12 protein-coding genes are annotated in these 13304 nt (G+C 64.3%); all 12 read left to right on the plus strand.

The features are described from left to right. The first annotated feature begins 49 nt into the window (after positions 1 to 49). The 12 genes from ABDB81_RS03890 (at position 50) to ABDB81_RS03945 (ending at position 13204) form a co-directional block, all read left to right on the plus strand. Entirely contained in the window at positions 50 to 484 is a 435-nt protein-coding gene (locus tag ABDB81_RS03890) for an HIT family protein (protein ID WP_346809854.1), read from the plus strand. 160 nt (positions 485 to 644) lie between these two features. Then, positions 645 to 2534, plus strand: coding sequence for an ABC transporter ATP-binding protein/permease (locus ABDB81_RS03895; protein ID WP_346809855.1), 1890 nt, complete (start codon positions 645 to 647; stop codon positions 2532 to 2534). Between the two features lie 21 nt (positions 2535 to 2555). Continuing rightward, the gene (locus ABDB81_RS03900; RefSeq protein ID WP_137924099.1) at positions 2556 to 2972 is read left to right on the plus strand and encodes a DUF971 domain-containing protein; all 417 of its coding nucleotides are present in this window, start codon (positions 2556 to 2558) and stop codon (positions 2970 to 2972) included. Positions 2973 to 2994: 22 nt separating this feature from the next. Continuing rightward, on the plus strand, positions 2995 to 3726 hold the full coding sequence (gene ubiE, locus ABDB81_RS03905; RefSeq protein ID WP_137924100.1) for a bifunctional demethylmenaquinone methyltransferase/2-methoxy-6-polyprenyl-1,4-benzoquinol methylase UbiE: 732 nt from the start codon (positions 2995 to 2997) through the stop codon (positions 3724 to 3726). A 50-nt stretch (positions 3727 to 3776) separates the two neighbouring features. Beyond that, entirely contained in the window at positions 3777 to 4781 is a 1005-nt protein-coding gene (locus ABDB81_RS03910; protein WP_160471422.1) for a Tim44-like domain-containing protein, read from the plus strand. A 117-nt stretch (positions 4782 to 4898) separates the two neighbouring features. Continuing rightward, positions 4899 to 5570, plus strand: a complete 672-nt coding sequence (locus tag ABDB81_RS03915; RefSeq protein ID WP_137924102.1) for an SCP2 sterol-binding domain-containing protein — start codon at positions 4899 to 4901, stop codon at positions 5568 to 5570. Positions 5571 to 5641: 71 nt separating this feature from the next. After that, positions 5642 to 7219, plus strand: a complete 1578-nt coding sequence (ubiB, locus tag ABDB81_RS03920; RefSeq protein ID WP_137924103.1) for a ubiquinone biosynthesis regulatory protein kinase UbiB — start codon at positions 5642 to 5644, stop codon at positions 7217 to 7219. Between the two features lie 284 nt (positions 7220 to 7503). Next, complete coding sequence (locus ABDB81_RS03925; protein ID WP_137924104.1) at positions 7504 to 8940, plus strand: sodium:solute symporter family protein; 1437 nt, start codon at positions 7504 to 7506, stop codon at positions 8938 to 8940. Positions 8941 to 9151: 211 nt separating this feature from the next. Next, positions 9152 to 9472 (plus strand): FmdB family zinc ribbon protein, encoded by a 321-nt coding sequence (locus ABDB81_RS03930; RefSeq protein ID WP_346809859.1) that lies wholly within the window; start codon positions 9152 to 9154, stop codon positions 9470 to 9472. A 13-nt stretch (positions 9473 to 9485) separates the two neighbouring features. Then, complete coding sequence (locus tag ABDB81_RS03935; RefSeq protein ID WP_137924106.1) at positions 9486 to 10181, plus strand: DUF502 domain-containing protein; 696 nt, start codon at positions 9486 to 9488, stop codon at positions 10179 to 10181. 49 nt (positions 10182 to 10230) lie between these two features. Beyond that, positions 10231 to 12039 (plus strand): aspartate--tRNA ligase, encoded by a 1809-nt coding sequence (gene aspS / locus ABDB81_RS03940; protein WP_160471423.1) that lies wholly within the window; start codon positions 10231 to 10233, stop codon positions 12037 to 12039. Between the two features lie 199 nt (positions 12040 to 12238). After that, complete coding sequence (locus ABDB81_RS03945; protein ID WP_160471425.1) at positions 12239 to 13204, plus strand: hypothetical protein; 966 nt, start codon at positions 12239 to 12241, stop codon at positions 13202 to 13204. The last annotated feature ends 100 nt before the right edge of the window (positions 13205 to 13304 follow it).

Raw genomic sequence — 13304 nt, forward strand, 5'->3', positions numbered from 1 at the left:
CCACTTCGCGGGAGAGGGGAGCAAACCTTCGGAATTGTTCAAGCCAACCATGCACCGACACCCCAACTGCCCCCTTTGCGAAGCCGATGGCGGCGAACTGGTCTGGATGGGGGATCGCGCGCGCGTGATCCTTGTCGAGCAGGATCGCTTTCCCGGTTTCTGCCGCGTGGTCTGGAACGAGCATGCATCGGAACTGACCGATCTCGACGAGGCCGACCAGGCCTGGCTGATGCGGCTCGTGGCGCGGATCGAGCGGGTGGTGCGTGAAGTGATGACGCCAGACAAGGTCAACTTGGCGGCGTTTGGCAACATGGTGCCGCACCTGCACTGGCACATCATCCCGCGTTATCGCTGGGACACGCATTTCCCCGAGGCCATCTGGGCCGCCCCGCAGCGGAATGCCGAGCCGGCGCGGATCGCCGAGCTTGCCAGCCGGCTGCCGACCCTGCGCGCCGCGCTGTCGGCGCTGGAGCGTGCGGACTGAGAAGCGTCGATGGATTTCGTCGCCGCACGGTTTTCCACGGCTTGGTAAAGTGCCGTAACCGTCTGGTACGGAACCCTCCCGCGCGGCGGGACGTCTGACTCCGGTCGAACAACAACATGCCTGCCTGGCTGCGGCCCCGGCAGGCCAACCCGCTGGCGCCATGTCATCCACCCCGTCCACCCCGTCGTCTGTCACCGTGCCCGGTCCGGCTGTCCCGATCCAGGCACTCAAGGCGCAAAGCCAGCTTCGGCTGGCGGCCACCTGGGCACTGATCAAGCCATACTGGAAATCCGAGGACCGCAAGGCCGGGCTCGGACTCCTGCTGCTGGTGGTGGCGCTCAACCTCGGCATCGTCTACATCAACGTGCTGCTCAACGAGTGGAACCGCGTGTTCTACAACGCTATCGAGCAGCACGACTACGTCTCGTTCAAGGCGCTGCTGCTGCGGTTTTCGTGGATCGCCGCGGCCTTCATCGTCCTCGCGATCTTCCGGCAGTATTACCAGTTGATGCTGCAGATGCGCTGGCGGACGTGGATGACTGGAAAATTCATGCAGCGCTGGCTCGGGCATCAGGCGTACTACCGCATCGAGCAGACCCACTCCACCGACAACCCCGACCAACGGCTGGCCGACGATCTCCGCCAGTTCACCGACGGTGCGCTGACGTTGTCGATGGGGCTGCTGAACTCGGTGGTCACGCTGGTCTCGTTCATCGGCATCCTGTGGGTCGTGTCCGGTCCGATCAGTTTCGTGCTGGGCGGCGTAGACGTGACGATTCCCGGCTACATGGTGTGGTTCGCCATTGGCTATGCGATCGTCGGCTCCATCATCATTCACTTCGTCGGGCGGCCGCTGATCGGGCTGTCGTTCCAGCAGGAACAGTACGAGGCAAATTTCCGTTTCATGCTTGTGCGCTTGCGCGAAAACAGCGAGCCGGTGGCGCTATACCGGGGCGAACCCACCGAGCAGGCCGGGCTGCGCGGACGCTTCGAACGGATTCGCGCCAACTGGAGCCAACTGATGCGCTACACGCGGCGGCTCACGTTCGTGAGTTCGGGCTATGGCCAGTTCGCGATCATCTTCCCGTTCCTCGTGGCCGCGCCGCGCTACTTCTCGGGCAAGCTCACGCTGGGCGGCCTCATGCAGATCAACTCGGCGTTCGGCCAGGTGCAGGGCGCGTTGTCGTGGTTCGTCGACAGCTACTCCACGCTGGTGGGCTGGAAAGCCGCCGCGAACCGTCTGATCGATTTTCAGGAAGCCATTCGCCTGGCCGAGCGCGAGGACCTGACCCACGAGGGCCCCGGCGACATCGAGGTGGTGGAGTCGGCCAGCGCGACGGATCGGCATATCGCGATCTCGGACCTGGCTCTCGCCCTGCCGGTGCGCAGTGGCCTGGATGCCGACGACGTGGGGATCGATCCGCTGGGTCATCCCGGCCTGCGACCCCTCGTGGCGCCGTTCTCGCTGTCAATCGGCCCCGGCGAACGCTGGCTAGTGAACGGTCCGTCGGGATGCGGCAAGAGCGTGCTGTTCCGCGCCCTGGCCGGAATCTGGCCGTATGGCAGCGGGCGCATCGCCATGCCGCGCGCGCGGTCGCTGTTCCTGCCGCAGCGCAGCTACCTGCCGATGGGCACGCTGGCCGACGCGCTGTCGTATCCCGACGTCGGCACGGCGCATACGCGCGAGGCGCTCGTCGAAGTCTTGCAGCAGGCACGGCTCGGCATGCTGGTTCCGCATCTGGATGTGTCTACCAACTGGTCGCTGCGGCTGTCGCCGGGCGAGCAACAGCGGCTGGCCTTTGCGCGGGCATTGCTCCAGAAGCCCGATTTCCTGTTCCTGGACGAGGCCACCAGCGCGCTCGACGAGGAAACCGAAGCGGCGATGTACCAGTTGATGGTCGATTCCCTCCCGGACGCGACCATCGTCAGCATCGCCCACCGCAGCACCGTGGCGGCGTTCCACGGCCGGCACCTGAAATATGTACCGGTGGGGGCGGATGGGCAAGGCGAGGGCGGTGGAGTAAGCTATCGGGTCATACAAGATGCGTGACGGCGACGTCGCGCCCCTAACATGGCTGGCCTGGACAAAGACACCCCGCACCCCACCGCGCTGACCGTTCACACGCAGTCGCGCGTGCTTGAAGTCGGTTTCGACAATGGCCGCACATGGCGGCTGCCTTTCGAGCTGCTGCGCGTGTATTCGCCTTCCGCCGAGGTCAAGGGCCACGGACCCGGGCAGGAAACGCTGCAGACCGGCAAGCGCGGCGTCGGTATCGCGGCGGTGGAGCCGGTGGGCAACTACGCGATCCTGATCCGTTTCGATGACGGCCACGACACCGGCATCTATACGTGGGACCTGCTGTACCGGCTGGGCGACGATCAGGACGCACTCTGGGCGGACTACCTGAAGCGGCTCGAAGCCGCCGGCGCCAATCGCGATACGCCGATGGCCGCCCCGGGTGGTCACGGTTGCGGCCACCATCATTGAATTCAGTACCTGGAGTCAGAGAATGAGCGAAACCCACTTCGGGTTCGAGAAAGTCGACGAACGGGAAAAGGCCGGCAAGGTAGCCGGCGTTTTCCATTCGGTGGCAAGCAAGTACGACGTGATGAACGACCTGATGTCCGGTGGCATGCACCGGCTCTGGAAGGTGTTCACCATCGCCCAGGCCAATGTGCGGCCCGGCCAGAAGGTGCTGGATATCGCCGGCGGCACGGGCGACCTGGCCAAGGCATTCGCCAAGCGCGCCGGCCCGACCGGCGAAGTCTGGCTGACCGACATCAACGAGTCGATGCTCCGCGTAGGCCGCGACCGTCTGCTGGACAAGGGAGTGGTCACGCCGGTGGCGCTGTGCGATGCCGAGAAGATTCCGTTCCCGGACAACTACTTCGATCTGGTGACGGTGGCGTTCGGCCTGCGCAACATGACGCACAAGGATAAAGCCCTGGCCGAGATGCGCCGGGTGACCAAGCCGGGTGGCAAGGTCATGGTGCTGGAGTTCTCCAAGGTCTGGAAGCCGCTCGAAAAAGCCTACGATGTTTACTCGTTCAAGGTGCTTCCATGGCTGGGCGAACGCGTGGCCGGGGATGCCCCTAGCTATCGCTATCTCGCGGAATCGATCAGAATGCATCCAGACCAGGGTTCACTTGTACGCTTGATGGAACAAGTAGGCCTCGAGAAGGTCGAATACTTCAATCTGACGGCCGGAGTCGTGGCGCTCCACGTTGGTAGAAAGTACTAATTCGCCATATCCGGATAAAAAAGGCCGGAAATGACAGGGGATCACTGCATATGACTTCTTTTCGTGGAAAATTCCTCGCCCTCGCGCTGATTGCGACGGTGGCGTTCGGGGCGGCAATGGATGCCGAAGCCAAGCGCATGGGCGGTTCGCGCAGCGTCGGCAAGCAATCGTCGAACGTGACGCAGCAGCGCCAGGCCACGCCTCCGCAGCAGAACACCGCTCCGGGCCAGCCGGCCCAGAACGCGGCGGCACCGGCAGCAGCGGGTGCGGCGGGTGGTGCAGCAGCTGCGGCACCGAAGCGTAACTGGGGCGGCATGCTCGGCGGCCTCGCGGCGGGCCTGGGTATCGGCTACCTGCTGTCGCACTTCGGTCTCGGTGGCGCAGCGGCCAGCATCCTGAGCAACATCATCCTGTTCGGCCTGATCGCACTGGTCGCCGTCTGGCTGTTCCGCAAGTTCCGTGGCTCGAAGACTTCGGGACAGCAACCGGCCTTCGCCGGCATGGGCAACGCCAGCAACGGTAGCAACAACCCGTTCGGCGGCATGAACCGTGAGGCAGAACCGACGCTGCGTCAGCAGGATGCCTCGCCGAGTTTCGGCGGTGCGGCTGCCAATCCGGTGATGGGTGGTGCAGCGGCGGGTGTCGCGGGTGCTGCGGCAGTGCAGCAACCGTGGGGCGTGCCGGCGGACTTCGATGTCGAGTCCTTCGTGCGCAATGCCAAGGTTCACTATGTGCGCCTGCAGGCTGCCTGGGACGCGGGCAATCTCGACGATATCCGCGAGTTCTCGACGCCGGAAATGTTTGCCGAACTAAAGATGGATCTGGCCGAACGTCCGGCCGGCGAAGTCAACAAGACCGATGTGGTCACGCTCGACGCCCAACTGCTGGGTATCGAGACCACCGCCACCCAGTACATCGCGAGCGTGCGCTTCTCCGGCATGATCCGCGAGAAGGCCGACGAGGCCGCCCAGCCGTTTGGCGAGGTCTGGAATCTGGCGAAGGCGACTTCCGGCACCGGCGGCTGGCAACTGGCTGGTATCCAGCAGGAGTCCTGATCGCTGACACGCTCCTGGCCGCGACGATGACATGAAGCGGCGGGCGAGTAGCTTAGAATGGAGGCCCACGTACGCGTGGGCCTTTTTTGTTGGGCCAAGCCCGAACTCCCGGACGCCATGAACGCTTTGCCGACCCCGCTGGCTGCACCGATCGTCGCCGCGTTGAATCACCTGATCGAACAGGAACCCTGGGCATGCAGCCTGCTGGCGCCGTTCGCTGGCCGCGTGATCGTCTTTGACGCCGCGGCGTTCGCCTTGTCGCTGCGCGTGACGGGGCAGGGCTGCATCGAGCAGGCGCCTGCCACGGAGACGCCGGCGGTAACGCTGCTGGTGCCGCTGCAGCAATGGCCGCTCGTGGTGGCCGATGTGGCCGAGGGCGGTCAAGCCGCTGCCATGCGCCACGTGCGGATCGAGGGTGACGCCGAGTTTGCCAATGCCGTGTCCACGTTGGCGCGTAACCTCCGTTGGGATGCGGCCGAAGACCTGTCGCGCGCATTGCGGGGCGTGATGGGCGGCCCGGTCAGTGACAGCGTGGCGCAGCGCATGGTCGATGGCGCGCGGCAAGTGCATGAGGGGGCCACGCGCGTGGGTCGGGCGCTGCTCGATAACGTGACCGAATACCTGCTCGACGAGCAGCCAACGCTGGTCCGCCATGCCGCGCTCGACGGTTTCAGTACTGATGTGGCGCGCCTGCGCGACGACCTGGCACGCCTCGAAAAGAAGCTGGACCGCCTCGAGCGGTCGGCCGATGGAGGAGCCCCAGCCCCGCTGCCTTCGGCCCACCGCTGATCCTGGCAGATGCTTTCCGCCATGTTGCCTCCCGTCGCCGCCCAGAGCGGCGCACACCCTGAAGATTTCGCATGACCCGCCTGCTGCGTCTCTGCAAGATTATTTTTGTCATCCTGTATTACGGGCTCGACGAACTCGTGCTGTCGGGCTTCAAGAGCCGCCGGATCAAGTTCCTGGTGCGCGTGATCACCATTGGGCGCAAGCTCGAACAGCCGCGCGGTGTCCGGCTGCGGCTGGCGCTGACCACCCTGGGCCCGATCTTCGTCAAGTTCGGACAGGTGCTGTCCACGCGGCGCGACCTGATGCCGCCGGATATTGCCGACGAACTGGCCATGCTCCAGGACCAGGTGCCGCCGTTCGACTCGGCACTGGCCGTGCGCATCATCGAGAAATCGCTCGGCAGGCGGGTGGACGATCTGTTCGACAACTTCGAGCACCAGCCGGTGGCCAGCGCGTCGATTGCGCAGGTGCACTTCGCCACGCTGCGCGGCGGCCCGAACCATGGCCGCGAGGTGGCGGTGAAGGTGCTGCGGCCCGGCATGCTGCCGGTGATCGACAGCGATCTGGCGCTGATGGCCGACATGGCCACGTGGCTGGAGCGAGTCTGGGTGGACGGCCGGCGCCTCAAGCCGCGCGAGGTGGTCGCCGAGTTCGACAAGTACCTGCATGACGAACTCGACTTGATGATCGAGGCAGCCAACGCCAGCCAGTTGCGCCGCAACTTTGCCGACAGCGAACTGCTGTGCGTGCCCGAGGTGTTCTGGGACTGGTGTACGAGTTCGGTGTTCACGATGGAGCGGATGCATGGCATCCCGATCTCGCGCACCGAATCGCTCAAGGCGGCTGGCGTTGACATGCACAAGCTGGCCGAGGAGGGCGTGGAAATCTTCTTCACGCAGGTGTTCCGCGACGGGTTCTTCCATGCGGACATGCACCCGGGCAACATCCTGGTGTCGGTCCAGCCGGAGACCTTTGGGCGGTATATCGCGCTGGACTTCGGCATCGTCGGGGCGCTGTCTGAATTCGACAAGAACTATCTGGCGCAGAACTTCATCGCCTTCTTCCGACGGGACTACCACCGCGTGGCGCTATTGCACGTGGAGTCGGGCTGGGTGCCGGCCTCGACGCGTGTCGAGGAACTGGAGTCCGCCGTCCGAGCCTGCTGCGAGCCGTACTTCGACAAGCCGCTCCGCGAGATTTCGCTGGGCATGGTGCTGATGCGACTCTTCCAGACGTCGCGACGCTTCAATGTGGAGATTCAGCCACAACTGGTGCTGCTGCAGAAGACGCTGCTCAATATTGAAGGGCTCGGGCGCCAGCTCGATCCGGACCTCGACCTCTGGAAGACGGCCAAGCCTTTCCTGGAGAAGTGGATGTACGAGCAGGTTGGCTGGCAGGGCGCCTGGGAACGCGTCAAGGTCGAGGCGCCGCAATGGGCCAAGATGCTGCCTGACTTTCCGCGCCTGGCGCACCAGTTCCTGGAGCGCCGTGCCATGGTCCACAACGGCGATCAGGAGCGGCTGCTGGCGCAGTTGGTCCACGAACAGCGCCGTACCAACCGGCGCCTGTCTACGGCGCTGATGCTGATGGGCGGCTTCCTTGCTGGCATCGTGATCGTCCAGGCGATGGCCTGGGCAGGGTACTGGTAAGCGGCACAGCGTCCGGCGGACTATCCGCCAACGTCAGCAAAACAACACGAAGTGCCCCAATACGGGCATTTCTCCGGGTGGCGGGATTTTTTTTCGACCCCGCCAGTCTCCATCGCTATAATCCGCGTTTTGATTCGGCTACGACCGCTCATGCCCCCCGCCGGGCGCCCGCGGCCCCGACCGATGAATTGGACTCCGGCAGGGTGTTGCCACGATGCAGCGCTCGCCGGCATTCGGTTTCTCGCCACCAGGGCATTTCTGGCATTTTGGGATAGGGCAGCGGCATGCTGATCTGGTTCGTCATCGCTTATTGGGTCATTTCGGTCGGTATCGGCCTGTGGGCGGCGCTGCGCGTCAAGGGCACCGCAGACTTTGCCGTGGCGGGCCGCAGCCTGCCCTTCCATATCGTCACCGCAACGGTCTTCGCCACGTGGTTCGGCTCCGAAACCGTGCTCGGCATCCCGGCCGTATTCCTCAAGGAGGGCCTGTCGGGCGTGGTGTCCGACCCCTTCGGCTCCTCCCTCTGCCTGATCCTCGTGGGTTTGTTCTTCGCCCGGCCGCTGTACCGGATGAACCTGCTCACCATCGGCGACTACTATCACAACCGTTATGGCCGGCTGGCCGAGGTGCTGACCACGCTTTGCATCGTGGTGTCGTACCTGGGCTGGGTGGCGGCGCAGATCAAGGCGCTGGGACTGGTGTTCTACACCGTGTCCGATGGTGCGCTGTCACAGGACGCCGGCATGATGATCGGCGCGGCCAGCGTGCTGGTCTATACGCTGTTCGGCGGCATGTGGTCGGTGGCGATTACCGACTTCATCCAGATGATCATCATCGTGATCGGCCTGGTCTATATCGGGTACGAGGTGGGCGGACAGGCGGGTGGCGTCTCGGCTGTGGTCTCGCATGCGGCGGCGGCGGGCAAGTTTGAATTCTGGCCATCGCTGGACCTGGTGCAGATCATCGGGTTCGCGGCGGCGCTGTTCACGATGATGCTCGGGTCGATTCCGCAGCAGGACGTGTTCCAGCGCGTGACATCTTCGAAGACCGAACAAATTGCGGGCCGCGCCTCGGTGCTGGGCGGCGTCCTCTACTTCTTCTTCGCATTCATCCCGATGTTCCTGGCGTACTCGGCCACGATGATCGATCCGCAGATGGTGCAGAAATACATCGACACGGATTCGCAACTGATCCTGCCGCAACTGATCCTGACGCACGCGCCGATGTTCGCGCAGGTGATGTTCTTCGGCGCACTGCTTTCGGCCATCAAGAGCTGCGCGTCGGCCACGCTGCTGGCGCCGTCGGTGACGTTTGCCGAGAACATCCTGCGCCCGTACTTTCGCCATCTGACCGACAAGCAGTTCCTGCGCGTGATGCAGGCAGTGGTGCTGGTCTTCACGGTGCTGGTCACGCTGTTCGCGCTGAATTCGCACCTGTCGATCTTCCATATGGTCGAGAACGCCTACAAGGTGACGCTGGTGTCGTCGTTCGTGCCGCTGGCCTTTGGCCTGTTCTGGAAGCCGGCAACACGCCAGGGCGGATTGCTGGCCATCGTCCTGGGCCTGTCCTCCTGGCTGATCTGCGAGGTGGGCTATGCCGATGCTGCAGTGCCGCCGCAAATGGTGGGGCTGCTGTTCTCGATTGGCGGCATGGTGTTCGGATCGCTGCTGCCACAACTGATCAGTGACCGGCCTCCTACGCAAGAAGTGCATATCGCGTAACATTTGGAGAAATTGGCCCGTTCGTGACGAATGGGGCTCCGAATGACCGCAATTCCTGCCGGTATACGGGTTGACGACGGTTTATAATCCGAGGCTTTGCATCGTCACGCGTCCGGCACATCTGTATGCCCGTCGACATGATGGTCGCCCTTGTGGTTTCCGGCGACGGTGCCATCTACCCGCTTTACGTTCCGATTTTCACGAAATAACCATGCCGATCTATGCCTACCGTTGCGACGCCTGCGGCCAAGGGCGCGATGTGCTGCAGAAAATGAGCGATGCCCCGCTCACGGACTGCCCATCCTGCGGTGCCACCGGCACCTACAAGAAGCAACTGACCGCAGCCGGCTTCCAGCTCAAGGGCTCGGGCTGGTACGTCACGGACTTCCGCGGCGGCAACGGCGGCACCAGCGCACCGGCCAAGTCGGGCGACAGCGCGGCCGCAGCGGCTGCGCCGGCGGCCACTTCCGACGCATCGGCTTCGACCCCGGCAGCGGCTGCGCCCGCCGCTGGCTCGTCGGCCAGCCAATAAGCGCGGGCACGACGTGGTCGCCAAGAAAACTTCCGCCGTCAAGACCTGGTTCCTGACCGGCCTGCTCGTTCTCGTGCCGCTGGGCATCACGCTGTGGGTGCTCAACCTGATCATCGGCACGATGGACCAGAGCATGGCGCTGCTGCCCGTGGCATGGCAGCCCGAGAACCTGTTCGGGCGCCGCATTCCCGGTCTGGGCGCGATCCTCACGCTGCTGTTCATCCTGCTGGTCGGGGTGCTGACCCACAACTTCATCGGCCAGCGGCTGGTGCGCTGGTGGGAAGCGCTGCTGGGCCATATCCCGGTGGTGGGTCCGATCTACACCAGCGTGAAGCAGGTATCTGACACGCTGCTGTCCTCGTCGGGCAATGCATTCCGCAAGGCGTTGCTGGTGCAGTATCCGCGCGAGGGGTCGTGGACCATCGCGTTCCTGACGGGCCGGCCGGGCGGCGATGTGCAGAATCACCTCCAAGGCGAGTACGTCAGCGTCTATGTCCCGACGACGCCGAACCCGACCTCGGGCTTCTTCCTGATGATGCCGAAGGCCGATACGATCGAGCTCGACATGACTGTCGACGCGGCCCTAAAGTACATCGTGTCGATGGGCGTGGTGGCCCCGACGGACCTGCCCCGCAAGCCGAACGACGATACCCGCGAGGGACACGCCGAACTGGCCCGCGACGAAGTCGCCGACACGCAAACCAATTGATTGCGCGCGGCCCGCGCCTTGCGGCCGCGCTTTACAGGGAATTCCTCCTATGTCCTCCATGCGTACTCACTACTGCGGTCTGGTGACCGAACAACTGATCGGCCAGGAAGTGGCCCTGACCGGCTGGGTGCAGCGCCGCCGCGATCACGGTGGCGTGATCTTCGTCGACCTGCGCGATCGCGAGGGCCTGGTGCAGGTGGTGTGCGATCCGGACCGTCCGGAAATGTTCAAGGCCGCCGAAGAGATCCGCAACGAGTTCTGCATCCGCGTGGTGGGCAAGGTGCGTCCGCGTCCGGCCGGCACCGAGAACAGCAACCTGACCTCGGGCAAGATCGAAGTGCTGTGCCATGAGCTGTCGGTGCTGAACCCGTCGGTCACGCCGCCGTTCCAGCTGGACGACGACAACCTGTCGGAGACGACGCGCCTCACGCACCGCGTGCTGGATCTGCGCCGTCCGCAGATGCAATACAACCTGCGCCTGCGCTACAAGGTGGCGATGGAAGTGCGCAAGTACCTGGACGCCCAGGGCTTCATCGATATCGAAACGCCGATGCTCGGCAAGAGCACGCCGGAAGGCGCCCGCGACTACCTGGTGCCGTCGCGCGTGAACCCGGGCCACTTCTTCGCGCTGCCGCAGTCGCCGCAGATCTTCAAGCAGATGCTGATGGTCTCGGGCTTCGACCGCTACTACCAGATCACCAAGTGCTTCCGCGACGAAGACCTGCGCGCCGACCGCCAGCCTGAATTCACGCAGATCGACTGCGAAACGTCGTTCCTGACCGAGCAGGAGATTCGCGACCTGTTCGAGGACATGATGCGCACGGTGTTCAAGAACACCATCGACGTGGACCTGGTTTCCAAGTTCCCGGTGATGGAGTTCCGCGAAGCCATGGCCCGCTTCGGTTCGGACAAGCCGGACCTGCGCGTGAAGCTGGAATTCACCGAGCTGACCGAAGTGATGAAGGACGTCGACTTCAAGGTGTTCTCGGGTCCGGCCAACAGCGATAACGGTCGCGTGGTGGGTCTGCGCGTGCCGGGTGGCCACGCCATCTCGCGCGGTGAAATCGATGCCTACACGCAGTTCGTGGCGATCTATGGCGCCAAGGGCCTGGCGTGGATCAAGGTGAACGAAGTGGCCAAGGGCCGCGACGGCCTGCAATCGCCGATCGTGAAGAACCTGCACGATGCGGCGATTGCCGAAATCCTGAAGCGCACCGGCGCCCAGGACGGCGACATCATCTTCTTTGGCGCAGACAAGGCCAAGGTGGTGAACGACGCCATCGGCGCGCTGCGCCTGAAGATCGGCCATTCGGAATTCGGCAAGAGCACGGGCCTGTTCGAGGACACCTGGAAGCCGCTGTGGGTGATCGATTTCCCGATGTTCGAGTACGACGAGGAAGACGCACGCTGGGTGGCGATGCACCACCCGTTCACGAGCCCGAAGGACGAGCACATGCAATACCTGGAAACCGATCCGGGCAAGTGCATCGCCAAGGCTTACGACATGGTGCTGAACGGATGGGAAATGGGCGGCGGTTCGGTCCGTATCTACCGTGAAGACGTGCAGAGCAAGGTGTTCCGCGCACTGAAGATCGGTGCCGAGGAAGCCCGCGCCAAGTTTGGCTACCTGCTCGACGCGCTGCAGTATGGCGCGCCGCCGCACGGTGGCCTGGCCTTCGGCCTGGACCGTATCGTGACGATGATGGCTGGCGCCGATTCGATCCGCGACGTGATCGCCTTCCCGAAGACGCAGCGCGCCCAGGATCTGCTGACGCAAGCCCCGAGCTCGGTCGACGAGAAGCAACTGCGCGAGCTGCATATCCGCCTGCGCGCGCAGGAGCCGAAGACCACGGCCTAAGGCGAATCGGGTATCGGCCCGGTGTTTCATCCGCTGAAGGAAAGCCGCGCTACTGCGCGGCTTTTTTGTTTTCCGCGCAAGGATGCGTTTCCATTTGTTACCAGCAGGAACGAAGCTGCGACGGTGAATGTCTTCTCCCCGGATACGCGCGAAGCCGGCCCACCCGAAAGGCCAGCCGCGACGTGGGAGGATAAGACCAATGCAACTCGATACCGAACTGATCCGGGCCTTTCTTCTGGCCCATGCCGAGACCATTCTGACCTGGCTCGTGGCCGGCCTGCTGGTAATGCTGGTGGCGCGCTTCGAACTGCGCCGCGCGGTGCGCAGGTCCGCACAGGCCATGTCGGAATCGGTGGCCACCACCGTGGCCGCATGTGTGCCTGACATCGCCCATGCCGTGCAGGGGGCGCATGCCGTGGCCGCCGACGCAGATCGGGACGGCGAACCGGTGGAGGCACAGCGTGCCGAGGCACTGCGCAAGCTGGCGCTGGACACCGTTGCCACGGTGATGGCGCGCGGCCGGTGGCTGGAAGATGTCGGCAACCTGCGCCTGCCTGAGGATGCACTGCTTTCGGGACGCCGCGCCGGCGGTGCCGATCCGCTGCTGGTAGTGGCGCCGCAGCCCGTGGTGCAGGCTTACCTGGGCGCACAGCGCACGTTCGACGACGAAGCCACGCGTCTGCAGACCCATCGCCGCGAAGCCCTGCGTCTGCAGGACGCATTGCAGGAGCGGATTGCCGAGGCCGCGCATGTCGAACAGGAAACGGCCAGCATCGTGATGCGGTTCGAGCAGGTCAACGCCCAGGCCGCACAGGGTGTGGAGGCGGGCGACTACCAGCGCTTCCTGATCCAGAAGTACAACCAGCTTGGCGTGCGCGAAAAGGAAATCGCCCAGGAACGTGCGGAACTCGCCGCGCAGGTGCGCGAAAGCACGGATGCGCTGGCCCAGCATGCGCACGTGGCGTCCCAGCGCTATACCCGGACGCTGGCACCGCTGATGCAGCAACTGCGGGCGGCATGGGGCCATGGCGATTCACCCCAGGTCTTTGATACCTGGCTGCATGAGGGGGCGGGCACCGAGAGCGAAGTGCCGCGTCAACCGCCTGCGGCGTCCGATACCCACTATTTGTCGCCGCGCCAGCCGGGCGAACAGACTGCGGCCTGAGGCGTCGCTATTCCACATCGCGGTAACTAGACAGTAATCGGACAGGCGCCTACACACCAACCCAGCGCCGCTGCGCTATGCTTGGGGTCTGTCTCTTCCG

The organism is Cupriavidus sp. DL-D2 (genome assembly GCF_039710735.1).
GTDB lineage: Bacteria > Pseudomonadota > Gammaproteobacteria > Burkholderiales > Burkholderiaceae > Cupriavidus.